We start from the raw sequence: 25,369 nt of genomic DNA, 5'->3' as shown, positions 1-25,369 counted from the left end.
TTCCCGAGGAGAGGTACATGGCCGTGATGACTGAGACCGGAACGGCCAGCGCCGCTCCTCTTCCGGCCCTGAAGCGCCGCTCACCCTATCCCGGCTGGTTCTTCCTGCCCGCCGCCATCATCTATGGCGTGCTGTTCCTGCTGCCGACCGTGGCGTCGCTCTATTTCAGCCTGACGCGCTGGAACCTCTTCAGCTCCACCTTCATCGGCTTCGACAATTTCGCGCAATTCCTGCGCGAACCCTTCCTCATCAAGGGGCTCATCAACACCGTGATCTATGCGGTGGTGACGTCGGGCCTCAAGGTCGTGCTCGGCCTGCTGCTGGCCGTGCTACTCACCAGCCAGATCGCGGCGCGGGGCTATCTGCGCTCGGTGGTGTTCTTTCCGGTGCTGGTGTCGACCGTGGGTGTCGGCATCACCTTCACCGTGCTGATGCACCCCACCCAGGGCATGATCAACGAAGGCCTGGCGCTGCTCGGCATCAAGGGGCCAGGCTGGCTGGTCGATCCCAATCTGGCGCTGTTCTCGGTGGCCCTGGTCGATGTGTGGAAAGGCGTGGGCCTCGCCACCGTCATCTACATTGCCGGCATCGTCGCCATCCCCAAGGACTATTACGAAGCCGCTCGCATTGATGGTGCCACCGCGTTGCAGAATTTCCTCTACATCACCCTGCCCCTGTGCCGCCCGGCGACCGTAACCGTGATCATCCTCAGCTTCATCGGCGGGCTGCGCACCTTCGACCTCATCTGGGCCATGACGCGCGGCGGGCCGGGCTTTGCTTCCGATACCGTCGCCTCCGTCATCTACAAGCAGTATCAGGCCGGCTTCTACGGGCTCTCCACCGCCGGCAATGTGGTGCTGTTCATCCTCATCGCCGTGCTGGTCGTGCCGCTGACCATGCTGCTCAATCGCCGGGAGGGGCATGAATGAGCTATCTCCGCCGCTACTGGATCAGCGTCGTCGCCATACTCGTCTCCGGCGTGGTGTTCCTCGTGCCCTTCGCCTTCATCGTGCTGACGGCGTTCAAGGACCAGAAGCAGTCCGCCTTGCGCGACTTCTCCTGGCCCGACGACAATTACCTCTGGAGCAACATTGTCGAGGTGGTCACCACCCGCAACTGGATGCTGCTCACCGCCTTCATCAATTCGACCATCCTGACCGTGGCCAGCGTTACCCTCTTGGTCATCTTCGCCGCCATGGTCGGCTTCGTGCTGCAGCGCCGCAAGACGCGCTTCAACGGGCTCATCGAATTCCTGATCCTGGCCGGCTTGATGATCCCGCCCGCCGTGGTTCCCACCATCTGGCTGCTGCAGGGCATTGGCCTCTTCGGCAAGCTGCATGGCATGGTGTTGATCGAGGTAGCCTATGGCCTGCCCTTTTCCATCATCCTCTACCGCGCCTTCATCGCCACCATTCCGCGCGAGCTGGACGAGGCGGCGATCATCGATGGCGCACGGCCGTTCGACGTGTTCTTCCGGGTCATCCTGCCACTGCTCTGGCCGGTGACGGTCACCAATATCGTGGTGCAGTCGGTGGCCGTCTTCAACGACTTTACCAACCCGCTCTACTACCTGCCGGGCAATGCCAATGCGACGGTGCAGCTGACGCTCTACAATTTCCAGAGCCAGTTCCAGACCTCCTACAACCTGCTCTTCACCAATATCGCCCTCATCACCATCCCGCCCTTGCTGGTCTTCCTGTTCTTCAACCGGCAGATCGTGGCGGGGATGACCGCTGGCGCCGTCAAAGGAGAGACCCATGGCTGGCCTCGAACTGAAAGCGCTCCACAAGAGCTATGGCGAAGTCGAAGTCATCAAGGGCGTAGACCTCAGCGTCACCCATGGCGAATTCGTGGTCTTTGTCGGCCCCTCGGGCTGCGGGAAATCCACCTTGCTGCGTATGATTGCCGGGCTGGAGGACATAACCGGGGGCGAACTCTGGATCGCCGACAAGCTGTGCAACGCCGTCGAACCGCGCGACCGCGGCATTGCCATGGTGTTCCAGAATTACGCGCTCTACCCGCATATGACGGTCTACGACAATGTCGGTTTTGGCCTCAAACTGGCGAAGACGCCCAAGGATGTGCGCGACGCCAAGATCCGCGAAGCCGCGAAAATCCTGCAGATGGAACACCTGCTCGAGCGCAAGCCGAGCCAGCTTTCGGGCGGGCAGCGCCAGCGCGTCGCCATCGGCCGCGCCATCGTGCGCCAGCCAGAAGTGTTCCTGTTCGATGAACCCCTGTCCAACCTCGACGCCGCCCTGCGCGTTGACATGCGCATGGAACTGGCGAAACTCCATCAGGACCTCGGCGCCACCATGGTCTATGTGACGCATGACCAGGTCGAAGCCATGACCCTGGCCGACAAGATCGTGGTGCTCAATGGCGGGGTGGTGCAGCAGGTGGGCGCGCCGATCGAGCTCTACCAGCGCCCCGCCAATCTCTTCGTCGCCGGTTTCATCGGCTCGCCCAAGATGAATTTCATCAGTGTGACCGTGGAAGGTATCGGTGCCGACAAAGTCACGGTGGCCGGCAAGGACCTCGCCACCATGGCCATCCCGGCCGATGACACCGGCATCAAGCCCGGCGATACCGTCACCCTCGGCATCCGCCCGCATGACCTGCTGAACCAAGCCGGCACCATTGTCGGCGAGGTGGTGCTGGTCGAGCGGCTGGGCAACGAGACCAATATCAGCCTCAAGCTGCCATCCGGCGCGTCCTGGCTGGTGGTGCTCGATGGCGACCACGATCTCAAGCCCGGCCAGCGTGTGGATCTCACCTTCGACCCCGCCCGCGCCATCATCTTCGGATCGGATGGCGTGGCCCGGCACAAGCGCTAGCATACCCCCTGTGACACCGGCGGCCTTGCGCCAGCCGGCCTGCAATGCTTTACGGGCGCTTCCGCTGCGTCCGTCGGCGCGGCGCGTAGGGTTCCACATCGCATGATACGTCTCGAAAGCATCGGCAAGCAGAACGGCAAGCAGATCGTCTTCATCGAGGCATCGGCGGTGTTGCAGAAGGGCGAAAAGATCGGCCTGGTCGGTCCCAATGGCGCCGGCAAGACTACCCTGTTCCGCATGATCACCGGCGAGGAGCAGCCTGACGAGGGCCAGGTGTCGATGGATCGCGGCATCACCATCGGCTATTTCAGCCAGGATGTCGGCGAGATGGCCGGCCGCAGCGTCGTCGCCGAAGTCATGGACGGCGCCGGCCCGGTCAGTGCGCTCATCACCGAAATGCGCGCGCTGGAAGCCGATATGGGCGACCCCGACAAAGCCGACGCCATGGACGCCATCATCGAGCGCTATGGCGAGGTGCAGCATCAGTTCGAGGAGCTGGACGGCTATTCGCTCGATGGCCGCGCCCGCGAAGTGCTCGACGGCCTCGGCTTCTCCCAGGAAATGATGGACGGCGATGTCGGCGCGCTGTCAGGCGGTTGGAAGATGCGCGTGGCCCTGGCCCGGATCCTGCTCATGCGCCCCGACGCCTTGCTGCTGGACGAGCCGAGCAACCATCTCGACATCGAAAGCCTGATCTGGCTCGAAGCGTTCCTGCAGAACTATTCGGGCGCCCTGTTCATGACCTCGCACGACCGCGAATTCCTGAACCGCATCTGCACCAAGATCGTCGAGATCGACGCCGGCTCGCTCACCACCTATTCGGGCAATTACGAATTCTACCAGCAGCAGCGGGCTTTGGCCGAAAAGCAGCAGCAGGCGCAGTTCGAGCGCCAGCAAGCCATGCTGGCCAAGGAAATTGCCTTCATCGAGCGCTTCAAGGCCCGCGCCAGCCATGCCGCGCAGGTGCAGAGCCGGGTCAAGAAGCTCGACAAGATCGACCGCGTCGAGCCGCCCAAGCGCCGGCAGGTCGTCGAGTTCGAATTCCGCCCTGCCCCGCGCTCCGGCGAGGACGTGGCGCAGCTCAAGGGCGTCAGCAAGAGCTATGGCAGCCGCACCATCTATGATGGGCTCGACTTCCATGTGCGCCGCAAGGAGCGCTGGTGCATCATGGGCGTCAATGGCGCCGGCAAGTCGACCCTGCTCAAGCTGATCACCGGTACGGCCGATCCCGATGCCGGCACCGTCTCGCGCGGCCCCAGCGTCAAGATGGGCTATTTCGCCCAGCACGCCATGGATGTGCTCGATGGCGACCGCACCGTGTTCGAGCAGTTGCAGGACAGTTTCCCGCAGGCCGGGCAGGCGCCTTTGCGGGCACTGGCTGGCTGCTTCGGCTTTTCCGGCGACGAGATCGACAAGAAATGCCGCGTCCTGTCAGGCGGGGAAAAGGCCCGGCTGGTCATGGCCATCATGCTGTTCGACCCGCCGAATTTCCTCGTGCTGGACGAGCCGACCAACCATCTCGACATCGCCACCAAGGAAATGCTGATCAGCGCGCTCAGCGCCTATGAAGGCACGATGCTCTTCGTCAGCCATGACCGCCACTTCCTCGCCGCCCTCTCCAATCGCGTGCTGGAGCTGACGCCCGAGGGTGTGCACACCTATGGCGGCGGCTATACCGAATATGTGCAGAGCACCGGCCAGGAAGCCCCAGGCCTCAGGAGCTAAAGCGACGTCGGCTTCCCCCAGCAGACCTCATCCTGAGCTTGTCGAAGGACGAGGTCGTGGCACCCAAGCCTCCCCGCGCTCGACCTCATAGACGCGCCGCGCCGCGCGGAATGACCAGCGGCGTATGGGCGATTGGATCGTCGATGATGATGCAGGGCAGGCCGAACACCGCCTCGACCAGCTCGGCGGTGACGATATGGCGCGGCGCGCCTTCGGCGATCACTGCGCCATCGCGCATGGCGATGATGTGGGTGGCATAGCGGCAGGCGTGATTGAGGTCATGCAGCACGGCGACAATGGTCTGGCCGTCGCGCCGGTTGAGCTCGCTCAGCAGGTCGAGCAGTTCGATCTGGTGGGTGATGTCGAGAAAGGTCGTCGGTTCATCCAGCAGCAGCAGTGGCGTTTCCTGCGCCAGCACCATGGCGACCCAGACGCGCTGGCGCTGGCCGCCGGACAATTCATCGACCGGCCGGTGGCTGAGTTCGGTGACCTTGGTGGCCTCCATGGCCGCGATGACCGCCGCCTCGTCCTCGCGCGACCATTGCCGCAACAGCTTCTGGTGCGGATAGCGGCCACGGGCGATGAGGTCGGCCACCGAAATACCCTCGGGAGCAATGGAGGTCTGCGGCAGCAGGCCCAGCCGCCGCGCCACTTCCTTGGCCGGGAAGCTCGAAATGGATTGCCCATCCAGCACCACGCTGCCCGTCGCCGGCTTGATCAGCCGCGACAGCGCCCGCAGCAAGGTGGACTTGCCGCAGGCATTGGCGCCGACGATGACAGTGAAGGAGCGGTCGGGAATGCCCACCGACAGGTCCTTGGAAATGACCCGGCTGTCATAGCCGATGGTGACGCCTTCAGCATAAAGGCGCGGCGTGTCGCTGCTGAGGGCTGGATCGTGTCGGTTCATGTTCTTGTCCCTCATTGCCGGCGCGCTTCGCGCAGCAGCAGCCAGACGAAATAGACGCCGCCCAGGCTGACCGTGACGATGCCAACAGGAATCTGCGTCGGTGCGAAGGCGCGCTGTGCAAGATAATCGGCCGCTGCCAGCAGCAGCGCGCCCATGGCCGCCGCCGGCAGCATGGCAACACCGGCCGAGCCGGTCAGCCGCCGCGCCAGTTGCGGCGCGGCCAAGGCGACAAAGCCGATCGGGCCGGCCGTGGCGGTCACCGTCGCGGTCAGCGCCACGCCCAGCACCAGCAGCGCCAGCCTTGTGTGCTCGGCATTGACACCCAGCGCCCGTGCCGCGTCGTCGCCCAGTTCGAGCTGTGCCATGGGCCGGCTCATCAGCAAAGCCAGCGGGATCAGCACGGCCAGGATCAGCGCCGCCGGCCCCAGCCGGTCGAGCCCCAGCCCGTTCAGCGTGCCAGCGCCCCAGATGGCCGCCGCCATGGCCACTTCGAGCTTTGCGCGCAGCAGCATCCAGGTATTGAGCGAGGTCAGCATGGCCGAAACACCGATGCCGACGATGATCAGCCGAAAGCCCTGCACGCCGCGGCTATAGGCCAGCACGTAGACCAGCAGGGCCGTGCAGAGCCCGCCAGCCAGCGCGCCACCGGCAATGGCATAATAGCCGCCCTGCAGCAGAATGATGACGACCAGCGCGCCGGTATAGGCGCCGGCATCGAAACCGATAATATCGGGGCTGCCCAGCGGATTGCGAGTCAGCGACTGGAAGATCGCCCCGCCCATGCCCAAAGCCGCGCCCAGGATCAGCGCCAGCGCGGTCCGCGGCAGGCGCCACTCCACCACCACCATGTGGATGCGGCCCTCGGCCTGCCCCAGCAAAGCCCTGACCACATCGGGCAGCGGCACCTGATATTCCCCGCTGGCCAGCGTTACCAGTGCCACGGCTAGCGCAATGGCCAGCAGCACGAGGCAGACGCTGACCGTCCTGACATCGAGCCGATGCGACAACGCATCGCCGAACCAGCGCACCGCCCGGATCGGCCGGCCGAAGTCGATGCCCTTGATCTGTTCGAGCGCGCTCATAGCCCGCTCACCCTGCGCCGGCGCGCCAGCAGGATCAGCACCGGGGCGCCGACAAAGGCGGTGACGATGCCCACCTGCAATTCGCCCGGCCGCATCACCACGCGGCCGACAATATCTGATGTCAGCAGCAATATGGGCGCCAGCACCACGGTGAAGAGGAAAATCCAGCGCTGGTCGGGCCCGACGATCCAGCGCGCCACATGCGGCACCATCAGCCCGACAAAGCCGATGGGGCCGGCCGCCGCCGTCGCCGCCCCGGCCAGCAGGGTCGTCGCGACCACGACCAGCGCGCGGGTACGCACCATGTTGGCGCCCAAAGCCGCGGCCAGGTCATCGCCCAGGGCGACGGCATTGAGCGGCCGCGCCACCAGAATCGCGATGACCAGCCCGATGCCGATGAAGGGCAGCACGGCCCACAGCGTTTCATAGCCCGGCGCCACCAGCGAGCCGGCGCCCCATTGGCGCATGCGGTCGAAGATGCTGGGGTTGAGCAGGGTAATGCCCGAGGAAATGCCTGACAGCACCGCGCCGATGGCCACGCCCGCCAGCGTCAGCCGCACCGGCGTTGCCCCGCCCCGCCCGGCCGAGCCCACGGCATAGACAAGCACTGTGGTCACGATGGCCCCGAGAAAGGCGAACCAGATATAGGACTGGATGGAGGTGAGGCCGAACAGGCCCACCGCCAGCACGACGAAGAAGGCCGCCCCGGCATTGACGCCGAGAATGCCCGGATCGGCCAGCGGATTGCGCGTCAGCGCCTGGATCAGCGCTCCCGCCATGCCGAGCGCCGCGCCCACCGCCAGCCCCATCAGCGTACGCGGCACGCGCAGGGCCTGGACGATAGCGTGGTCGTCGCTGTCGTCATAGGCGAAGAGCGCATCGAGGACGGTGGAAACCGGAATGTCCTTGGAGCCAACGGCAATGCTGGCCACCAGCACCGCGACCAGCACCGCAATAGCCAGCAGCAGCCAGGCCAGCCGCGTGGCATTGCTCTGGGCCACGCCGGGGCGTCGTGCGTCCTGGCGCGCCAGGTCCTGGCTGGTGGCGGTGAGGCTCATCCTGGATTGGCCCCGCTGCGCGAAATCGTCCCGATCATGTGGTTGCTCCGCTGTCTTTGGGCATCGGTCGTCAAATTACGATCAGAGGCCGAACTTCTCCAGCGTCGCTTCATATTCGTCGCGCACTTCCTCGGGGTCGCGGTCCGAATCCCAGGCCGCATCGATCTGCGCCTTGATGGCCGGGTCGAGCGCATCCCACTTGGCGTCCCATTCCTCGCCCTGGGCGGTCCAGTAACCGACCAGTTCGTAGCGCTCGGCGGGGAGCTTCAGCTCCTGGCGCACGAATTTGCGGATGGCACGCACCACCTTCTGCTCACCGGCCACCCAGACATAGCCCGGGGTCTGCGGCAGCGGCACGGCGCGCACCACTTCGCCCATCCGGCTCGGCGCCACGCCATTGCCACTCTTGTGCAGCCAGGTCACGGTAGCGCCGGGATGGGCCGGCAATTCCTGCTCGTCCTCGGCCTGTGCCACCTCGATGAATACCCGCGACTGCACATGCTTGGGGGTCTGTTCCAGCAGCCGCGACAGGGCCGGCAGGCCCGTGGCATCGGCCACCAGCAATTGCCAGACGATATCGGATGGTGGCGCATAGAGCCCGCGCGGATTGTTGATGGTCACCCGGTCGCCCGGATTGGCCCGCTGTGCCCATTCGCTGGCCAGCCCGCCTTCATGCACCACGAAGTCGATATCGACCTCGCCCAGTTCGGGCCGCAGGCGGCGCACCGTATAGGTCGAGCAGCGGATGGCGTCCTGCCCGTCCGGATAGGTCCAGCGACCATCCTCGGTGATCTCAGGCAGATGCAGCTTGCCCGTCTTCTCATTGGGAAAGAACAGGCGGAGATATTCATCGCCAATGCCGGTGGTCCTGAACGCGTCGAGGCCCGGGCCGCCGAAAGTCAGCCGCAGCATGCCCGGCGTCAGTGATTGGCGCGCCAGCACCGTGGCTTCGTGGAACATCTGCCTCATGGCCGGCCCGCGGGCAGATAGGCGTGCAGTTCCGGCATGGCGGTCATCCTGTCTGGCTGATTTTCGATCCCGGGCAGGTGCTACATATTATGATACTTATAGTCAAGTTACTTAAATGGGAACCTGCCGCCGTGCGGGTCGTGCCGGCTCGGCCCGCCGGGATTTGACCGCTGTTTCCGGGCGATGAGGCGACTTGAACCAGTAGAAGGGCCGCACCATCAGTTCGTGGGCGGCGCGCATGCTGGCAAAGCCGATCAGCAGCCAATAGAGCGGCAGCAGCAGTTGCGTCGGCAACAGACCGGTCCGCTTCAGGCGCGCCAGACCCAGCGTTGTCATGGCCATGGCGCTGCCATAACCCAGCGCCAGCACGACCAGGTAGAACAGCGTCCAGGCGGTACCATCGACGCCCCCGGCGCCGGTAATCCAGAACAGCAGTAAAACCACCGCGAAGCCGCAATGCAGGATCGGCGTGATGATCATGCCGAGCACCAGCGCCTCAAAGGCCAGCATGGCGGGCAGGCCCATTTCCGCCAGCAGCTTCCCGGGGTCGCGATTGTGGACGATGAAGGTCTGCATCCAGCCCTTCATCCAGCGCGTGCGCTGCCCGATCCAGGGCAGCAGATGCACCGGCGCTGCCTCGCTGGTCACCGAATCCAGCACTTCGACGCGCATGCGCCGCCGGGCCAGCCGCATGCCCAGATCGGCATCCTCGGTGACATTATAGGCGTCCCAGCCACCCAGCTCGCGCAGCGCCTTGAGACGGAAATGGTTGGAGGTGCCGCCCAGCGGCATGGGCAGGCCCCAGCGGGCCAAAGCAGGCAACAGCACGGTGAAAAGCCCGGCATATTCCCCGGCGAACAGCGCGGTCAGCCAGTTCCGCTGGCCATTGTCGATCACCAGTTTCGCCTGCAGGCACACAATGTCGGGGGCGCCACGAAACCGCAAAGCGGCCTTCCACAACTGGTCCGGGTCCGGCACGTCCTCGGCGTCGTACACGACCACATATTCGCCCCGGCACAAAGGCAGGGCGAAATCGAGCGCCTTGGGCTTGGTGCGCGGCAAGGCGTCGGGCACCGAAACCAGGGAAAAGCGCGGATCGCCAAGCCGGGCGCGGACGGCGGCGATGGTGGTGGTCGATTTCGCCTCGACCACGAATTTGATGTCCAGCCGTTCGGCCGGGTAGTCCAGTGCCGCCATGGCCGCGAAGAGCTGAGGCACCATATCGGCCTCGCTGCGCAAAGGGATCAGCACGGAATAGTCGGGCAGTTCCTCGTCCGGCGGGCGGTGCGGCGGCGGCCATGGCGGGACGGGGCAGAACAGGGCGGCGAGGCGGATCGCGGCCGGCGCCAGCAATGTCCCGCAAGCCAGCGGCAACAGCCAGAGCTGGGCGAAGAACGGCGCCAGTAGCAGCAAAGCGACCAGCAGTACCAATGCACCGACAAAGCCGGCGCGCGCCGGCCTGGTGAGTTCGAGATGGGCGGAGGCATAAGGCCAGCGCCGCGCCAGTGTCTGCCGGGCCGCGTCGATCAGCGCTGGCGCCGCCGCCTCGGCAAGATAGTCGCGCAAAGCCGGCTCGGGCACGAGACATAACAGCTTGCTCAGGCGCGGCGTACTGGCCAGCCGATGCTTGAGGCGGATAATGCCGAAAAAGTCCGGGGAGGCGAAGGCGATTTCCCGGTCCAGCAACTGCACCCGGAACATGCGGACATCGGCCAGCGCCTCCAGCCGCGTCGGCTCGGTTCGCCCCCGCAGTCCCTGCGGCACGCGGTCGAAACAGGCATAGCCGGCCCAGGCCGCGGCGCGCTGCATCACCAGCGTGGCGCCCAGGCCAAGCGTGGCCGCACAATAGCGCAGCACGTCGACCTCACGCTCCAGCGCGGCCTCCAGCACCTGCAATGCGGCGGCTTCCTCCAGGCCATCCATGGCGAGGATGGCCCTGATCAGTTCCAGCGCGTCCGACATCAGTGGCGGGCGGCTGCCGGCATCGGCAGAGATTGATGGATCACGCCGCGCTCGGCGAGCATGGGCGCGGTTTGCCCCGTAACGCGACGGACATTGGCCAGCGCCTCCTCGCTCACCTCGATCCAGGCAGCCAGAGTGGGCTTGCCGTCGATCAGCGCGGGCGCGCCCAGCGGCGTGATGTGCCAGCCCATGCTCACGCCATGCTCGAGCATGTAGATGGTCGAGACGAAAGTGATGAAGCAATAGCCCTCCAGCAGGGCATATTCCATCATCGCGCAGAAAAGGGCTGCAGACTCCGGCGCGCGCCGCCGTCCCTCGCGTCGATCGGGTCGCACGTAAAAGCGCGTCCAGTCGGCCCCAAGCGAGGGTGAGGCAGGGAAAGCTCCTTGCACTAGTCCGGGAAAGACAGTCTGCAGCAAGTTCGGTTTATCGAGCGGGGTGAAGCGGGAGCCGCCGACCAGCTCGTCGCCATCGAGCAGCAGGAGGTGGGTCGCATCCTCGGTGTCGAAGGCATCGACATCGCGCCGGTCGGGGCGACGGATCGCCTCCCAGCCCTGCATATCGACGAAAATCGTGTGTCTCAGCCGGAAATTGCGCTCCAGCAGGTCAATAGAATAGCGGTCCGCTGGTGCGCGGATCGAATACACCCTCATTGCTTCTGCCCCCCACAGCACAAGATGACACGCCAGTTAGGCACGTCCCTCCGGGCGAGCGATATTGGTATAAATCACAATGGGCGCAAAAAAATTCCGCTAGACCCCCGCATCATTACATTGCCCGGGTTCGATCAGAGTATAATGAGCTTGTGCCGGATCGCCTCGACTACGGTATGCACCCGGTTATTGGTGCCCAGCCGCTGCTGCGCATTCTCGCAATGCTGGTTCACCGTTCGCGCCGACAGGCCGGTGATATCGGCGATCTCCCCCGCCGTCTTGCCGGCCGCCACCCATTTGAGCACTTCGCTTTCGCGGTCGGTAATGGCGCGGCGCGGCACCAGGTCGGTGCGGCTGCTGTTGAGAAACCGCAACTGGCCATGGGCGTAGAGCGCCAGCATATGCAGCTCCAGCCGTCTTTTGTCGTCGAGTTCCTGCGTGCCGCCCACCAGCGACACCACGCCCTGCATGCCGCCTTCCATATGGATGGGCACGCAAAAACCCTCATCCATGCCGAAATCGCGCGCTTCCTCCATCACCCTGTGGGCCGGCAGGTCGGCCTCGCGGTCATAGGGCGCGTCGGACCAGTCAAACGGTCTCGTGGTGGAAAAGCAGTTCCGCGCTACCGGGTCGAGATGCACATAGCCCAGGCTGGTGTAACGCTCGTACCATTCGTCGTTCCAGCCCGAGAGCAGCACGAAGGGCCGTACGTCCTGGCCACGATCCGGCAGGCCGGAAATAATGAATCTCTGGAAGCCGTAATTCTCGATGGCGTCATACATGATTTCGCGGATGCCAGCACTATCGGTCTGCTGCTGGATTGCCTCGACAATCGACATGAAATCGGCGTTCACCGGTTACCCCTACCCCCGGATACTTATGTTCGAATACTGATCATATTCGGGAGTCTTGGCAAGCCGCGCGGAAACGGCCGCCGCAGCGGCCGTTTCCTATGCATCAATGCTTGGTGTCGAAGTGATGCGGATTGAAGTGATAGGCGGTCGAACAGAACTCGCAGACCACTTCGATCTCGCCGTTGACAGCCATCTCCTCGCGGTCCTCGGCGGTGAAGCTGGTGGCTAGCATGTCCTCGATGCGATCCGCAGAGCAGGTGCAGCGCTCCACCATGGGCAGCGGGGTGAACACCCGCACGCCCGTTTCGTGATAGAGCCGGAACAGCAGCCGTTCCGAGCTCAGGTCAGGGTCGGCCAGTTCCAGGTCGTCGACCGTTGCCAGCATCACCCTGGCCTCGGTCCAGCCATCGGCTTCCTCGAAATCAGGGTCGGCGGTTTCCGGATTGTCGAAATTGCCATCGCCCGGCAGGTCCGCCATTTGCGACATGCCATGCTCTGGCAGGTGCTGGATCAGCACCCCGCCGGCGCGCCAATGCGGCCGGTGATCGCCCTTCCGGGTGAACTCGGCCACCGCCAGGCGAACCTGGGTTGGGATCTGCTCGGACTGCATGAAATAGGTGTGGGCCACCTCTTCCAGCGAATTGCCCTCCAGCGCGACGATGCCCTGGTAGCGCTCGGTATTGGGGCCCTGGTCGATGGTCATGGCCAGGTGCCCCTTGCCCAGCAGTTCGCCGGGCTGGATGCGCCCCTCTTCGGCAGCTTTGAGCACCGCATCATGGTCGAAGCGCGCATAGCCGCGCAGCCCGTCCGGCGCGTCGAAATCGACCACCAGCAGGTTCACCGGCCCATCGGTCTGGGTCTGCATGATGAACTTGCCCTCGAATTTGAGCGACGAGCCGATCAGGGCGGCCAGCAGCACCGCCTCGCCGAGCAGGCGGGCGACCGGGGCGGGATAGTTGTGGCGGCTGAGGATGGTGTCCAGCGCCTCGCCCAGCCGCACGCTACGACCGCGCGTGTCGAGCTGGTCGAGGGTGAACGGTACGACGGTGTCGTCGCCGCTTTCCGGCCGGTCGAGCCCGAGGGCACTCATCAGGTTCTCGCTCATGGCAGTCGTATCCGTGGTCATCGTGGTCACGTGGCTTTCAGGTCGGCTCGGCCCGGCCGGAAATACCAGTAGACCTCATCCTGAGCTTGTCGAACCACGAGGGCGTGGCACCATGGCGACACGACCTCGTGGTTCGACAGGCTCACCATGAGGTCTACTCATGAATCCGGTCAATATCAGGGTTTAGTTGACGTCGACCCCGAAGGCCCAGCACAGGATGGCTTTCTGCGCGTGGAGGCGGTTTTCGGCCTCGTCGAACACCACCGATTGGGGACCGTCGATCACTTCGTCGGTCACCTCGTCGCCGCGATGGGCGGGCAGGCAGTGCATGAAGAGGGCGTCCTTGGCCGCCAAGCCCATCAAATTGGTGTTGACCTGGTAGGGTTTCAAGACCCGCCGGCGCTCGGCCGCGTCCACGTCGCCCATCGACACCCAGGTGTCGGTGATAACCAGATCGGCGCCCTCGACCGCTTCGCGCGGATCCTCGATCAGCCGGACCCGATCGCCGGCCCGGCGGATATCGTCCATCAGGTCCTTTTCGGGGCTGTATTCTTCCGGCGTCGCGATGGTCAGGTCGCATTCGAACAGCTCGGCCGCATTCACCCAGGAATGCAGCACATTATTGCTGTCACCGACCCAGGCCACCTTGGCGCCTTTGATATTGCCGCGATATTCCTCGAAGGTCTGCAGGTCCGCCATGATCTGGCAGGGATGGGCGCGACGCGTCAGCCCGTTGATCACAGGCACGGTGGCGCCTTCGGCCAGTTCGAGCAGGTCGGCATGGCTGAGGATGCGGATCATGATGGCGTCGACATAGCGGCTCATCACCTTGGCCGTGTCTTCCAGCGTCTCTTCGCGGCTCAGCTGCATTTCCTGGCCGGACAGCATGATAGTCTCGCCGCCGAGCTGGCGCATGCCGACATCGAAGCTGACGCGGGTCCGGGTGGATTGCCGCTCGAAGATCATCGCCAGGACCTTGTCCTTGAGCGGCTGGGGGCGATCCCCTTCCTTGAGGCGTGCCTTGAGCGAGGCGGCGGTGTCGAGCATGCCGCGCAATTCGGGATAGGTGAAATCGTCGATCGATAGAAAATGCCTTGGGGTGCCGGTCGAGGTCATGGGCCGGGTTCCTTTATGACGCTATGGGTTCAGTGCAGACGCAAGTCTTCGCTCCCCCTCAGGGAGGAGGAAACAGACCGCGTCGTCGCCGACCGTAATAGCGCACGCTCAGATCCATCTTATCCGACCGCCGGAACCGACGCCGTCTCCGCCTCGATCGCATCGAAGGCGGCAGCGAGCTTGCCCATGGCTTCCTCGATATCGGCCTCGGTGACGATCAGCGGCGGGATGAGCCGCAGCACATTGTCCCCGGCCCCGATCGCCAGCAGGCGCTGATCGTCGCGCAGCCGCGCCACGAAATCGCGCACCGGTGGGGTGATCTTGATGCCGGCCAGCAGGCCCTTGCCGCGCAGTTCCAGCACATAGTCAGGATATTTCTGCGCCAGTTGCTGCAGATGCCAGGCCAGCTTCTGGCCCATCTGGTTGACATGGTCGAGGAAGCCTGGCGCGAGAATACGGTCGAGCACGGCATTGCCCACCGTCGTGGCCAGCGGATTGCCGCCATAGGTCGAGCCATGCGTGCCCGGCACCATGGAGGCCGCGACATCGCCCCTGGCGAGGCACGCGCCGAGCGGGAAGCCGCCGCCAATAGCCTTGGCCACTGCCACGATATCGGGGGTAATGCCGGTCCATTCAAAGGCAAAGAAACGCCCCGTCCGGCCATAGCCGCACTGCACTTCGTCGAGCACCAGCAGCATGCCATGCTCGTCGCACAGCGCGCGCAGGCCCTGCATGAATTCAGGCGTCATGGCGGTAACCCCGCCCTCGCCCTGCACCGTCTCTATAAGAATGGCGCAGGTCTGCGGCGTGATCAGCGCCTTGACCGCGTCGAGGTCGCCCGGCTTGGTATGTTTGAAGCCGCCCATCGGCGGGCCGAAGCCTTCGAGATAGCTCGGATTGCCGCCGGCGGCGATCGTGCCCATGGTGCGGCCATGGAAGGAGCCGGTAAAGGCGATGATCTCGTAGCGATCGACCTCGCCCTTGGCCCAGAAATAGTGCCGCGCCGTCTTGATGGCGCATTCCAGCGCCTCGGCGCCCGAATTGGTGAAGAACACCGAATCCGCGAAAGTGGCGTCGACCAGCCGCTGGCCGAGCTTTTCCTGCTCGGGAATGGTGAACACATTGGAGGTGTGCCACACCTTGTCGGCCGCATTTTTCAGCGCGGATACGATATGGGGGTCGCCATGGCCCAGCGCGTTGACCGCGATGCCGGAATGGAAATCGAGATAGTCTCGGCCATGCTGGTCGTACAGGCGCATACCCTCGCCCCGCTCGAAAGCGAGTTCGGACCGGGCATAGGTGCCGTAGAGCGCAGACATGGTTATTTCCTTATATTGGCGGGTTGAAAGCAGGTTAGCGGCGCAGCGTGACAATAGCGCCACAAAAACCAAAAACGCGCTCGTTGCGCAGCGCGTTTCGGCGTCAGAGTTAGGCCAATTTTGCCAGATAAGTCAATGATTATGCCCCAAGTGCCTGATTTGACTCGAGAGTTTGTTAGGACAATTTTAACCAGTGAATTTACGGGGAAAGTCGAGCCCGACTCTTGATCCCGATTCCGCCGATGTCGTAAACTCCTTGGCATTGGGAACACGATATCTCGTGTGGCGGACCCACCTGACATACGACGCCTAGCGTTTGATGGCTGCCATTTATCATTTGGCGGCGCAATGAAGGATTCTGTTTTGACGATGGTTTCAGGAGCACAACCGGCGGGCTGGACTGACGAGCGCGTCGAGACTTTGAAAAAGCTCTGGATGGAAGGTCTCTCGGCCAGCCAGATTGCAGGCGAACTCGGCGAAGGGGTTACCCGCAATGCCGTGATCGGCAAGGTGCATCGCCTCAAGCTTTCGGCGCGGGCCAAGCCGACCAATTCGACCCCGCGCGCCCGTCCGGCCTCGCGCCCGGCGCCGCGCCGCGTTGCCAGTCCCTCTTCCGGCCTTTCCGGCATGGGTGGCGCTGCCAAGATGCGCTCCTCCATGCCGCGCCCGCAATCTGTGGGCGCCACGGCCCTGGCGCATGATCCGCAGCTGGAAGCCGACCTCTATGTCGCGCCTGCCGTGGCCGAGCTCTTCATTCCCGAAGACAAGCGCCTCAACCTGCTGCAGCTCAACGAGCATACCTGCAAGTGGCCGATCGGCGATCCGCTGACCAAGGACTTCTACTTCTGCGGCCAGCATAGCCTCGAAACCGGCCCCTATTGCGAATTCCACTCGCGCCGGGCCTACCACCAGGTCGACAAGAAGCGGCGCTAGTCGCGGCATACCGGAACAAGCAAGGGCGCCCGCAAGGCGCCCTTTTTGTTTCAGAAGTGGGGGCACCATGCCTCGCCAAGAGTGGAGCACCCCTCGCCCCTTGCGGGAGAGGGGGATTTTTGCGGCGTCCAGCCGGAAAAATCGGGTGAGGGGTGCTGCGTCATCCCATGCTTCAATGCGGAGAAGAACCCCCTCATCCGCCCTTCGGGCACCTTCTCCCGCAAGGGGAGAAGGGAAATCGCGGCTGCGGCACCATCGCACCCACCAGCCCTCTTAAGGCAAAAACACATCCACCCGCATGCCCTCACCCGGCTTGCTCTTGATGGTCATCTGCCCGCGATGGCGGTTGACGATGTGCTTGACGATGGCCAGGCCCAGGCCCGTGCCCTTCTTCTTGCGGCTGGCATCGGCGTCGATGCGATAGAACCGTTCGGTGAGGCGCGGCACATGTTCGGGCTCGACGCCCGGCCCATGGTCGATGACAGTCACCTGATGCTGAAACCCCGCACGTTCGGCCGGCGCCAGGCTCACTTCGACGAATTTGCCACCGGCGCCATATTTGATGGCATTGTCGAGCAGGTTCTCGAACACTTCATAGAGCTGGCTGCGATCGCCGGTCGTGCTGCTCGGTCCCTCGAACAGCGTCAGGCGGATTTCCACATCGGCCGTCTTGGCCTGCGTCATCAGCCCCTCGCGCACTTCGCGCAGCAGGCCCGCCAGGTCGATGCTGCCGGTGGGCCGCACATGCTGGTGCATCTCGATGCGCGACAGGCTCAGCAGATCATCGATCAGCTTGCTCATGCGCTCGGCCTGGCCGCGCATGATGCCGAGGAATTTTTCGCGCGCTGCCGCATCCTTGGCCGCCGGGCCGAGCAGCGTGTCGATAAAGCCCAGCAGCGACGCCAGCGGCGTGCGCAATTCGTGGCTGGCATTGGCGATGAAATCGCTGCGCAGCGCCTCGACACGCTTGAGTTCGGTGAGGCTCTGCACCGTGACCACCAATTGGCGGTCCTCATCGGTCAGCCAGTCCCGGCCGGGCTGACGCAGGGGCGACACCACCACCTTGTCCCAGGTTTCCGACGGCACGGTTTCATGCAGTTCGATGCTACGCACCGTGCCGCTGCGCATGACCGTGTCGATGGCCTGCACCAGTTCGGGATTGCGCAGCGAAAAGGTAATGGGGTTGCCATTGCTCACGGCGGGAAACTGCCGATGCGCCGCCGCATTGGCATGGACTACCACGCTGCGCCGGTCCAGCACCAGGCAGGGATCGGCCAGCGCGTCGGCAAAGGCGAAGACCGCGTCGTCGTCATCATCAAGAACAGGCCGCGGCAGCTCCGCCGTCCGCGTCACGGTAATCGTATTGCCCGGCAGGATGGCAAAGCCGGCCAGGATGACGAGAAAACCGACCAGCGCCGCGACCGGTCCCAGCTCGCCAAACAGCACCAGCACGGCGAATACGCCGAATATGCCCGCCAGCAGACCGGCCTGCGCAGTGATGCGCGCCAGCGCTATCGCCAGGCGGGAAACGGGCAGGCTGTCTTGCGGCTCGTCCATATTTTGTTTCCGGGAATCAACCAGTTGCGACGCCCCTTGCGCGCGCGGGCGTTCTCATAGCACGGTGGATATGACAGCGGAGAGACAGCGGAGAGACAGCATGACCGATCCCTTTACCGGCTTCGACCTTGAAAATCCCGACCTGCCCAAAGCCATCAAGAAGCACGCCATGGCCTCGGGCAACTATCCATACGAAGATAAGCTCGATAGCGACAGCTATGAAGAGCAGATGTATCAATTGCAGAAGCAATTGGTGTCGCTGCAGGCTCACCTCGCTGAAAGCGGCGAGCGCGTGATGATCGTCTTCGAGGGGCGCGACGCTGCCGGCAAGGGCGGCACCATCAAGCGCTATCTCGAAAATCTCAATCCCCGCTACAATATCATCGCCGCCCTGCCCAAGCCCAACAACCGGGAAAGCACGCAGTGGTATTTCCAGCGCTATGTCGACTGGTTCCCCGCTGCCGGGGAGACCGTGCTGTTCGACCGCTCCTGGTATAACCGGGCCGGCGTCGAGCCCGTCATGGGCTTCTGCACGCCCGAACAGACCGAGCATTTCCTCGAGGAAGCGCCCGAATTCGAGAAGCGCATCACCCGCGACGGCATCCACCTGTTCAAGTTCTGGCTCTCCATCGGCCGCGAAATGCAGCTCAAGCGGTTTCATGACCGCCGGCACGATCCGCTGAAAGTCTGGAAACTCTCGCCGGTCGATCTGGAAGCCCTGGGCAAATGGGATGCCTATTCCGATGCCGCCGACACCATGCTTACCCGGACCGACAGCAAGCACGCGCCCTGGACGGTGATCCGCGCCAATGACAAGCGCCGCAGCCGCCTCAACGTCATCCGCACGGTGCTCGACCGGCTGGACTACAAGGGCAAGGACGGCAAGGCCATTGGCGAAGTCGACAACAAGATCGTGCTGAGCGCAAAGGACTTTTTGCACCACGACGGGGAGGAGTAGCCCCTACTCCGCCTCGATACTCCCGATCCGCTTGCTGGCCGTGGGCCAGCTCAGTTCCGTGGTCCGGGCGATCACCGCTTCGGCCAGTGTGAACAGCGAACCATTGGCGTCCCAGGTGCGGCCCATTTCCGTCCGGCAGGGCAGCACCAGCTTGGCGAAGCGGCTCACCGGACTCATCCACTCGTCGGTGATGAGCACGATCTGCGCCCGCCGCGCCGCCAGTTCGGTGGCCACGTCGATCAGGCTCGGATCGTAGCGCCGCACGTCGAAGATGATCGCCAGGTCTCCCGGCTTCACGTCGATCATCTGGTCGGCCCGCGTTGCCGGCCGGCCATCGAGCCGCCGCACCCCCGGCCGGATCACCCGCAGATGGGCCTCCATGTAACCGGCCAGAAAATCGGTGAAGCGTCCGCCGGCAAGATAGCAAGCGCCCCGGTTCTCGGCGAGCCGCGTGCAGACCGCTTCGAATTCGGAGGCCGGGATCAGCGCCGCCGAGCCACGCAGATTATCCACTGCCTGGGCCGCGAAGCGATCGAGGAACTGCGCATCGCCATCCGCCCTGATATCGCCGGCCGCGCTGCGCTGCAGCGGCGATTTGGAGCGTTCCTCCAGCTCCTCGCGCAAGGCGCGCTGGAAATCGGGATAGGATTTGTAGCCCAGCGCCGACACGAAGCGCAGCACCGTGGCCGAACTGGCCCCCGCCTGCTGTGCGAATTCGGCGACCGGGGCCAGGCCCAGCGTCGGATACGAGCCCAGCAGTCCCCGCGCCGCCCGTTTTTCGGCCGCCGTCAGCCGGTGGATCGCATCGTGGATACGCCCGGCAACCGATTTTCCTTCCATGCGGCCCTCTGAATTTATGATTTCAGCATTGACAGTTTTGACCAGTATGGAACTACTGATACAGAAGTTAACCGATGCTGCGTAGGGGGTGCAGTGGACGTCAGCGGTGAAAAAGCGGTGTTGGTCTCCAATGCGCGCGGGGCGTCGCCCTTCGTCATCGTCTGCGATCATGCCAGCAACCGCATTCCCACCCGCTATGGCGATCTGGGCCTCACCGCCACCGAGCGACTGAGCCACATCGCCTGGGACCCCGGCGCGCTGGCCGTCAGCCAGCGCCTGGCCGACCAGCTCGATGCACCGCTGGTGCAATCCACCGTTTCGCGCATCATCATCGACTGCAATCGCGAACTCGACGCGCCCGACCTGATCTGGACCCTGTCGGAAAGCACCCGCATCAAGGCCAATGAAAATCTCGACGCGGCAGAGCGGCAATACCGGATCGACCATTTCCACCGGCCCTATCATGCCGCCATCGAGACGTTGCTCGAGGCGCGCCGCCATGCTGGGCAGGAAACCATCCTCGTCTGCATGCACTCCTTCACACCGGTCTATCTCGGCGTCGCCCGCCCCTGGCCCATCGGGCTGATCCATGGCGTGGATACCGGCTTTACCAGGGCGCTGTTCGACGCCCTCAAGGACGAAGACCCCGATCTCAACCTGGGCTGGAACGAGCCCTATGCCGCCCTTAACGGGGTGACGTTGACGCTGGAAAAGCATGGCGACGGGCGCGGGCTTCCCGCCACGATGATCGAAATCCGCAATGACGAAATTCTCGACCCTGCCGGGGTGGCCCTGTGGGCCGATCGGCTGGGGCGGCGCCTCACGGCCGCGCGACAGGCTTTGAAGGCCAAACACGGATAGCCGGAGGAAACCATGACCAAGAGACAGGAAGCAGCATAGTGCCACAGCCGATAGTCTTCTTCGTTACATGGGTCGATCGCATCAACCGCCTGGCCGGGCGGTTTGCGATGGCGATCTTTTTCGTGATGGCCGCGATCATGCTCTGGTCGACCATAGCCCGCACCGTGTTCGGAACGCCGGTCAACTGGGCGCTGGAAATGACCCAGTTCCTGCTCTCGGCCTATTACCTGCTGGGCGGCGCCTATGCCTTCCAGCATGGGGCGCATGTCCGTATGGACCTGTTCTACGACCGGCTTCCCCTGCGCGGGAAGGCGGTACTCGACGCGATCACCCTGCTGGCCGTTATCTTCTTCCTCGTGGTCCTGCTCTGGGGCGGCCTTTCGAGCACGCAATATGCCATCCAGTATGGCCAGAAGAACTATTCCGCCTGGTCGCCTCTGCTCTGGCCCGTCAAGGTCGCCATGAGCCTGGGCATCTTCCTCATGCTCCTTCAGGTCATCGCGCAATTGTTCCGGGACATTGCCCAGGCCATGGGTAGGCCCATTTCATGACACCTGAACTCATCACGCTCTTCATGTTCGCCACCATGATGGTGCTGCTCTTCACCGGGCAGCGCGTCTTCGGCGTCATCGGTTTTGTCGGCTCGGCCGCCGCGCTCTGGCTCTGGGGCAATGGTGCGGTGGAGATGCCGTTCAACCAGGCCTTCCAGGTGCTCAACTGGTATCCGCTGATCACGGTGCCCTTCTTCGTCTTCATGGGCTACATGATGAGCGAGAGTGGCATCGCCTCGAACCTCTATCGCATGTTCCATGTGTGGTTCGGTCCCGTGCGCGGCGGGCTGGCTTTGGGCACGATGGGCTTGATGGTGCTGATTTCCTGCATCAATGGCCTCAGCGTCGCCGGCATGGCCATCGGCGCCACCATCGCCCTGCCCGAACTGCTCAAGCGCGGCTATGACAAGATCATGGTGACCGGCGTCATCCAGGGCGGCTCGACCCTGGGCATCCTGATCCCGCCCAGCGTGGTGCTGGTGCTGTTCGCCATGATCGCGCGGGCGCCGATTACCGAATTGTGGCTGGCCGGCATCATGCCCGGCCTGATGATGGCGACCATTTTCGGCGTCTATGTCTATGTCCGCTGCCGCATCCAGCCCGAAATGGGGCCGCCCATCGCGCCCGAGGAACTGGCGCAGATCTCGTTCCGCGAAAAGCTGTTGCTGCTGCGCGAGGGCATCATGCCGGTGGCGGTGTTCGCCATCATGATGACGCTGTTCCTCACCGGCATTACCAGCCTCACCGAAAGCTCGGCCGTGGGCGCGCTCCTCGCCACTATCGCGGCGGCGCTGTCGGGCAAGCTCAACTGGCAGGTGCTCGAATCCACCACGCGGCACACGCTGCTGATCAGTTGCATGTTCCTCTGGATCATCCTGGGCGCGCTGTGCTTCTCGTCGGTCTATGACGGGCTGGGCGCCGTGCGGGCCATCGAGAACCTGCTGCTCAACACGTTCGGGCTGGATCCCTGGGGCATCCTGATCCTGATGCTGCTCAGCTTCATCGTCATGGGCATGTTCCTCGACGATACGGCCATGCTGGTCATCGTCGCGCCGCTCTATATTCCGCTGGTGCGGCTGCTCGGCTTCGATCTGATCTGGTTCGGCATTCTCTACACGATCACCTGCCAGATCGCCTATATAACCCCGCCCTTCGGCTACAATCTGTTCCTCATGCGCGCCATGGCGCCGCCCGAGATCAGCCTGGCCGATATCTACCGCTCCATCCTGCCCTTCGTGCTGCTCATGGTTCTCAGCGTGATCCTGCTGATGATCTTCCCGCAGATCGCGCTGTGGCTGCCCGGCCTCTATGCCGGTCGATGAGGAGAGCTTTTGTGAGAGGGAAACCAACACAGAAAAGGGGGCGCTGGCCGAGCTAGTCCGACGTCGAGTTCAACCAGGCGTTCCGGCGAACAGCGCGGGCGCCACCATCACAGGGGATAAGCAGACATGACTGATCTTCTCAACAAGCGCAGCTTTCTGAAGCGGGCAGGCCTGGCCACCGCCGGCGCCGTGGGCGCCACGGCTCTGGCAACGCCCTATGTCAAGGCACAGGAGCCGATCCGCTGGCGCCTGCAGACCTATGCCGGTCCGGCACTGGCCGAACATGTGGTCAAGAACGCCATCGACTGGTTCAACACCGCCGCCAATGGCGAAATGGTCATCGAACTCTATACCGCCGACCAGCCGGTGCCGCATGGCGAGCTGTTCCGCGCCGTGCAGACCGGCACGATCGACGCCGCCCAGAGCGACGACGACTCCGCCGCTGCACCCGTCGACGTCAAGGTGTTCGGTGCCTATTTCCCGCTGGCCTCGCGCTATTCGCTCGACGTGCCGGCCCTCTGGCACTGGCGCGGCCTCAAGGAAATCTGGGAAGAGGCCTATGCCGAAATCCCCGATGTCACCTGGCTCTCCACCGGCGCCTGGGATCCGTGCAATTTCGGCACCACCAAGCCGATCAACTCGCTGGCCGACCTCAACGGCTTGCGCGTCTACACCTTCCCCACTGCCGGCCAGTTCCTTTCCAAATACGGCGTGGTTCCGGTCTCGCTGCCCTATGAAGACGTCGAGCCGGCCCTGCAGACGGGCGAGCTCGACGGCATCTGCTGGTGTGGCACGACCGAGCTGCACACGGTGGGCTGGGCCAATGCGCTCAAATACTACCTGACCAACCCGCTTTCGGGCGCCTGGGCGGGCTCGTATTTCGTCAACACCGCCAAGTGGAACGAGCTGCCGCCGCATCTGCAGCAGCTCTACCGCATGATGATCGATACCTCGCACTACTATCGCCAGCACTGGTACTGGGCGGGCGAGGCGAGCTACCGCCTCACCGGCAAGCTGGAGTTGACCACCATTCCCGCCGCGGAATGGAAGCAGGTCGAAACCGACGCCGTGGCCTTCTGGGACGAAATCGCCAAGCAGTCCGAGCGCAGTGCCCGGGTGGTCGAGATCATCAAGAAGTACAATGCGGATATGGAGCTGGCTGGCCCGCCCTACCGCTACAGCTGACAGTGATTGCCGGTCGCGTTCGCGCGGCCGGCACCAACCCCGCCCGGAGAATTGAATGGCCGCCTATTCCCTCGACGCCCTGCGCAAGGATGTCGCCGCCGGCAGCATGGATACGGTGCTCGTCGCCTTCCCCGACATGCAGGGGCGGATGATCGGCAAGCGTTTCCAGGCCGAATATTTCCTCGAAACGGCCAATGACGAGACGCATGGCTGCGACTATCTGCTGGCCGACGATATCGACATGGAGCCGGTGCCCGGCTACTCGGCCGCCAATTGGGGCAAGGGCTATGGCGATTTCGTCATGAAGCCCGATCTTTCGACGCTGATGAAGGCCAGTTGGCTCGAGGGCACCGCCATCGTGCTCTGCGACCTCGCCGATCACCATCATCACGACCCGATCCCGCACAGCCCGCGCGCCATCCTCAAGGGCCAGATCGAGCGTCTCGCCGCCATGGGCTATACCGCCAATGCGGCGACGGAACTCGAATTCTATCTCTTCGACGAGGACTATCGCACGATCAGCCAGAAGGGCCATGCGAAAGCCCAGACGGCGGGCGACTACATCCAGGATTACAATATCTTCCAGACCACCAAGGAAGAGGGCGTGATGCGCGCTTTGCGCAAACACCTGCAGGCCTCGGGCATTCCGGTGGAATCCTCCAAGGGCGAGTGGGGCCCCGGCCAGGAAGAGATCAACGTCAAATATGCGGACGCCCTCACCATGGCCGACCGCCATGTCGTGCTGAAAAATGCCACCAAGGAAATCGCCTGGGCCCGGGGCAAGGCCGTGACCTTCATGGCCAAGTGGGACTATGCCCTGGCCGGTTCCTCCAGCCACATCCACATGTCGCTGGCCGACAAGGCGGGCAAGCCCATGTTCGTCGATGCCAAGGACGAGCGCGGCATGAGCCCGCTGATGAAGCAGTTCATGGCCGGCCAGCTCGCCTATGCCCGCGACATCACCTGGTTCCTGGCGCCCTATATCAACAGCTACAAGCGCTTCCAGGCCGGCACATTCGCGCCCACCAAGGCCATCTGGTCGCCCGATAACCGCACCGCTGGCTTCCGCCTGTGCGGGGAAGGCAGCAAAGCCATCCGCACCGAATGCCGCATCGGCGGCGCCGACCTCAACCCCTATCTCGCCATCGCCGCTTTGCTCGCCGCCGGCATCAAGGGCATCGAGGACAGACTGGAGCTGGAGCCCGCCTTTGTCGGCGACGCCTACACCACCAAAAAACTCCGCGAAATCCCCAAGACCCTGCGCGAAGCCACCGAGACCATGCACAAGTCCAAAATGCTGAAAGAGGCCTTCGGCGCCGGTGTCATCGACCACTATGTCCACACCGCGGAGTGGGAACAGCTCGAATACGATCGCCGCGTCACCGACTGGGAATTGAAGCGGGGGTTCGAGCGGAGCTAAAGTCTCCGCCACATACTCGGTGTCACCCCGGCCCTGAGCCGGGGCCCATCCCGAGATCGCACCGCCGCCGCAAGGTCGCTTGAGCAAACCACCTGGCGGCCATACAGAAATCTCAGGATGGATCCCGGCTCAAGGCCGGGATGACATCGTGGGTT

The 25,369-nt window shown here is 63.8% G+C and carries 22 protein-coding genes and 1 pseudogene; 11 read left to right on the top strand and 12 right to left on the bottom strand.

All coding sequences use genetic code 11. From position 1 onward, the window contains the following. Positions 1–26: 26 nt before the first annotated feature. The 4 genes and pseudogenes from FPZ08_RS21305 to FPZ08_RS21290 all read left to right on the top strand — a co-directional run bounded on the left by FPZ08_RS21305 (position 27) and on the right by FPZ08_RS21290 (position 4,562). Complete coding sequence (locus FPZ08_RS21305; protein ID WP_425457617.1) at positions 27–929, top strand: carbohydrate ABC transporter permease; 903 nt, start codon at positions 27–29, stop codon at positions 927–929. Next, positions 926–1,750: pseudogene (locus FPZ08_RS21300) on the top strand (carbohydrate ABC transporter permease); the annotation flags it as partial. The gene FPZ08_RS21305 and the pseudogene FPZ08_RS21300, both read left to right, overlap by 4 nt. A gap of 7 nt (positions 1,751–1,757) precedes the next feature. Then, entirely contained in the window at positions 1,758–2,837 is a 1,080-nt protein-coding gene (locus tag FPZ08_RS21295) for an ABC transporter ATP-binding protein (RefSeq protein ID WP_146292668.1), read from the top strand. Between the two features lie 102 nt (positions 2,838–2,939). Then, positions 2,940–4,562 (top strand): ABC-F family ATP-binding cassette domain-containing protein, encoded by a 1,623-nt coding sequence (locus FPZ08_RS21290; RefSeq protein ID WP_146292666.1) that lies wholly within the window; start codon positions 2,940–2,942, stop codon positions 4,560–4,562. An 85-nt stretch (positions 4,563–4,647) separates the two neighbouring features. Here the strand turns inward: FPZ08_RS21290 and FPZ08_RS21285 are convergent, their stop codons facing one another. The 10 genes from FPZ08_RS21285 to FPZ08_RS21240 form a co-directional block, all read right to left on the bottom strand. Then, positions 4,648–5,469, bottom strand: a complete 822-nt coding sequence (locus FPZ08_RS21285) for an ABC transporter ATP-binding protein (protein WP_146292664.1) — start codon at positions 5,467–5,469, stop codon at positions 4,648–4,650. Between the two features lie 11 nt (positions 5,470–5,480). Then, positions 5,481–6,551, bottom strand: a complete 1,071-nt coding sequence (locus tag FPZ08_RS21280) for a FecCD family ABC transporter permease (protein WP_146292662.1) — start codon at positions 6,549–6,551, stop codon at positions 5,481–5,483. Next, on the bottom strand, positions 6,548–7,609 hold the full coding sequence (locus FPZ08_RS21275) for an iron chelate uptake ABC transporter family permease subunit (protein ID WP_146292660.1): 1,062 nt from the start codon (positions 7,607–7,609) through the stop codon (positions 6,548–6,550). The genes FPZ08_RS21280 and FPZ08_RS21275 overlap by 4 nt, the downstream gene beginning before the upstream one ends. Positions 7,610–7,690: 81 nt before the next feature. After that, positions 7,691–8,578 (bottom strand): siderophore-interacting protein, encoded by an 888-nt coding sequence (locus tag FPZ08_RS21270; RefSeq protein ID WP_146292658.1) that lies wholly within the window; start codon positions 8,576–8,578, stop codon positions 7,691–7,693. Between the two features lie 111 nt (positions 8,579–8,689). After that, positions 8,690–10,540, bottom strand: coding sequence for a glycosyltransferase family 2 protein (locus FPZ08_RS21265; RefSeq protein WP_146292656.1), 1,851 nt, complete (start codon positions 10,538–10,540; stop codon positions 8,690–8,692). Beyond that, entirely contained in the window at positions 10,540–11,187 is a 648-nt protein-coding gene (locus FPZ08_RS21260) for an acyl-homoserine-lactone synthase (RefSeq protein ID WP_186767126.1), read from the bottom strand. Before FPZ08_RS21260 ends, FPZ08_RS21265 begins: the two co-directional genes overlap by 1 nt. Before the next feature lie 140 nt (positions 11,188–11,327). After that, on the bottom strand, positions 11,328–12,047 hold the full coding sequence (locus FPZ08_RS21255; RefSeq protein ID WP_146292652.1) for a helix-turn-helix transcriptional regulator: 720 nt from the start codon (positions 12,045–12,047) through the stop codon (positions 11,328–11,330). Between the two features lie 103 nt (positions 12,048–12,150). Next, positions 12,151–13,152, bottom strand: coding sequence for an Hsp33 family molecular chaperone (locus tag FPZ08_RS21250; protein ID WP_146293393.1), 1,002 nt, complete (start codon positions 13,150–13,152; stop codon positions 12,151–12,153). 183 nt (positions 13,153–13,335) lie between these two features. Next, the gene (gene argF, locus FPZ08_RS21245) at positions 13,336–14,268 is read right to left on the bottom strand and encodes an ornithine carbamoyltransferase (protein ID WP_146292651.1); all 933 of its coding nucleotides are present in this window, start codon (positions 14,266–14,268) and stop codon (positions 13,336–13,338) included. Positions 14,269–14,387: 119 nt separating this feature from the next. Then, the gene (locus FPZ08_RS21240) at positions 14,388–15,587 is read right to left on the bottom strand and encodes an aspartate aminotransferase family protein (RefSeq protein WP_146292649.1); all 1,200 of its coding nucleotides are present in this window, start codon (positions 15,585–15,587) and stop codon (positions 14,388–14,390) included. Positions 15,588–15,956: 369 nt separating this feature from the next. On the opposite strand from FPZ08_RS21240, the gene FPZ08_RS21235 reads away from it, so the two are divergent. After that, positions 15,957–16,520, top strand: a complete 564-nt coding sequence (locus tag FPZ08_RS21235) for a GcrA family cell cycle regulator (RefSeq protein ID WP_146293391.1) — start codon at positions 15,957–15,959, stop codon at positions 16,518–16,520. Positions 16,521–16,793: 273 nt separating this feature from the next. Here FPZ08_RS21235 and FPZ08_RS21230 read toward each other — a convergent pair whose 3' ends face one another. Further along, entirely contained in the window at positions 16,794–18,077 is a 1,284-nt protein-coding gene (locus tag FPZ08_RS21230; RefSeq protein WP_146292647.1) for an ATP-binding protein, read from the bottom strand. Between the two features lie 70 nt (positions 18,078–18,147). On the opposite strand from FPZ08_RS21230, the gene ppk2 reads away from it, so the two are divergent. Continuing rightward, positions 18,148–19,035: a polyphosphate kinase 2 gene (gene ppk2, locus FPZ08_RS21225; RefSeq protein ID WP_146292646.1), complete on the top strand. Its 888-nt coding sequence runs from the start codon at positions 18,148–18,150 to the stop codon at positions 19,033–19,035. 3 nt (positions 19,036–19,038) lie between these two features. Here ppk2 and FPZ08_RS21220 read toward each other — a convergent pair whose 3' ends face one another. Beyond that, positions 19,039–19,875: a MurR/RpiR family transcriptional regulator gene (locus tag FPZ08_RS21220; RefSeq protein WP_186767125.1), complete on the bottom strand. Its 837-nt coding sequence runs from the start codon at positions 19,873–19,875 to the stop codon at positions 19,039–19,041. A gap of 93 nt (positions 19,876–19,968) precedes the next feature. Here FPZ08_RS21220 and FPZ08_RS21215 point away from each other — a divergent pair, with 93 nt between their 5' ends. The 5 genes from FPZ08_RS21215 to FPZ08_RS21195 all read left to right on the top strand — a co-directional run bounded on the left by FPZ08_RS21215 (position 19,969) and on the right by FPZ08_RS21195 (position 25,214). Then, on the top strand, positions 19,969–20,736 hold the full coding sequence (locus tag FPZ08_RS21215) for an N-formylglutamate amidohydrolase (protein WP_146292642.1): 768 nt from the start codon (positions 19,969–19,971) through the stop codon (positions 20,734–20,736). A 38-nt stretch (positions 20,737–20,774) separates the two neighbouring features. Further along, entirely contained in the window at positions 20,775–21,287 is a 513-nt protein-coding gene (locus FPZ08_RS21210) for a TRAP transporter small permease subunit (protein WP_146292640.1), read from the top strand. Further along, the gene (locus FPZ08_RS21205) at positions 21,284–22,609 is read left to right on the top strand and encodes a TRAP transporter large permease (protein ID WP_146292638.1); all 1,326 of its coding nucleotides are present in this window, start codon (positions 21,284–21,286) and stop codon (positions 22,607–22,609) included. Before FPZ08_RS21210 ends, FPZ08_RS21205 begins: the two co-directional genes overlap by 4 nt. Before the next feature lie 126 nt (positions 22,610–22,735). Next, positions 22,736–23,794, top strand: coding sequence for a type 2 periplasmic-binding domain-containing protein (locus FPZ08_RS21200; protein ID WP_146292636.1), 1,059 nt, complete (start codon positions 22,736–22,738; stop codon positions 23,792–23,794). Between the two features lie 55 nt (positions 23,795–23,849). Continuing rightward, on the top strand, positions 23,850–25,214 hold the full coding sequence (locus FPZ08_RS21195; protein ID WP_146292634.1) for a glutamine synthetase family protein: 1,365 nt from the start codon (positions 23,850–23,852) through the stop codon (positions 25,212–25,214). Positions 25,215–25,369 lie beyond the last annotated feature (155 nt).

Origin of the sequence: Devosia ginsengisoli (assembly GCF_007859655.1) — a bacterium.
Taxonomy (GTDB): Bacteria; Pseudomonadota; Alphaproteobacteria; order Rhizobiales; family Devosiaceae; genus Devosia; species Devosia ginsengisoli.
The sequence above is the reverse complement of the archived record's forward strand: the minus strand, read 5'-3'. Positions and strand labels throughout refer to the sequence as shown.

Excerpts from the sequence above, each read along its gene's own strand:
- FPZ08_RS21305 (WP_425457617.1), top strand. The coding sequence starts at position 27 with ATGACTGAGACCGGAACGGCCAGCGCCGCTCCTCTTCCGGCCCTGAAG.
- FPZ08_RS21295 (WP_146292668.1), top strand. The coding sequence starts at position 1,758 with ATGGCTGGCCTCGAACTGAAAGCGCTCCACAAGAGCTATGGCGAAGTC.
- FPZ08_RS21290 (WP_146292666.1), top strand. The coding sequence starts at position 2,940 with ATGATACGTCTCGAAAGCATCGGCAAGCAGAACGGCAAGCAGATCGTC.
- FPZ08_RS21285 (WP_146292664.1), bottom strand. The coding sequence starts at position 5,469 with ATGAACCGACACGATCCAGCCCTCAGCAGCGACACGCCGCGCCTTTAT.
- FPZ08_RS21280 (WP_146292662.1), bottom strand. The coding sequence starts at position 6,551 with ATGAGCGCGCTCGAACAGATCAAGGGCATCGACTTCGGCCGGCCGATC.
- FPZ08_RS21275 (WP_146292660.1), bottom strand. The coding sequence starts at position 7,609 with ATGAGCCTCACCGCCACCAGCCAGGACCTGGCGCGCCAGGACGCACGA.
- FPZ08_RS21270 (WP_146292658.1), bottom strand. The coding sequence starts at position 8,578 with ATGAGGCAGATGTTCCACGAAGCCACGGTGCTGGCGCGCCAATCACTG.
- FPZ08_RS21265 (WP_146292656.1), bottom strand. The coding sequence starts at position 10,540 with ATGTCGGACGCGCTGGAACTGATCAGGGCCATCCTCGCCATGGATGGC.
- FPZ08_RS21250 (WP_146293393.1), bottom strand. The coding sequence starts at position 13,152 with ATGAGCGAGAACCTGATGAGTGCCCTCGGGCTCGACCGGCCGGAAAGC.
- argF (WP_146292651.1), bottom strand. The coding sequence starts at position 14,268 with ATGACCTCGACCGGCACCCCAAGGCATTTTCTATCGATCGACGATTTC.
- FPZ08_RS21240 (WP_146292649.1), bottom strand. The coding sequence starts at position 15,587 with ATGTCTGCGCTCTACGGCACCTATGCCCGGTCCGAACTCGCTTTCGAG.
- FPZ08_RS21235 (WP_146293391.1), top strand. The coding sequence starts at position 15,957 with ATGGTTTCAGGAGCACAACCGGCGGGCTGGACTGACGAGCGCGTCGAG.
- FPZ08_RS21230 (WP_146292647.1), bottom strand. The coding sequence starts at position 18,077 with ATGGACGAGCCGCAAGACAGCCTGCCCGTTTCCCGCCTGGCGATAGCG.
- ppk2 (WP_146292646.1), top strand. The coding sequence starts at position 18,148 with ATGACAGCGGAGAGACAGCGGAGAGACAGCATGACCGATCCCTTTACC.
- FPZ08_RS21220 (WP_186767125.1), bottom strand. The coding sequence starts at position 19,875 with ATGGAAGGAAAATCGGTTGCCGGGCGTATCCACGATGCGATCCACCGG.
- FPZ08_RS21205 (WP_146292638.1), top strand. The coding sequence starts at position 21,284 with ATGACACCTGAACTCATCACGCTCTTCATGTTCGCCACCATGATGGTG.
- FPZ08_RS21200 (WP_146292636.1), top strand. The coding sequence starts at position 22,736 with ATGACTGATCTTCTCAACAAGCGCAGCTTTCTGAAGCGGGCAGGCCTG.
- FPZ08_RS21195 (WP_146292634.1), top strand. The coding sequence starts at position 23,850 with ATGGCCGCCTATTCCCTCGACGCCCTGCGCAAGGATGTCGCCGCCGGC.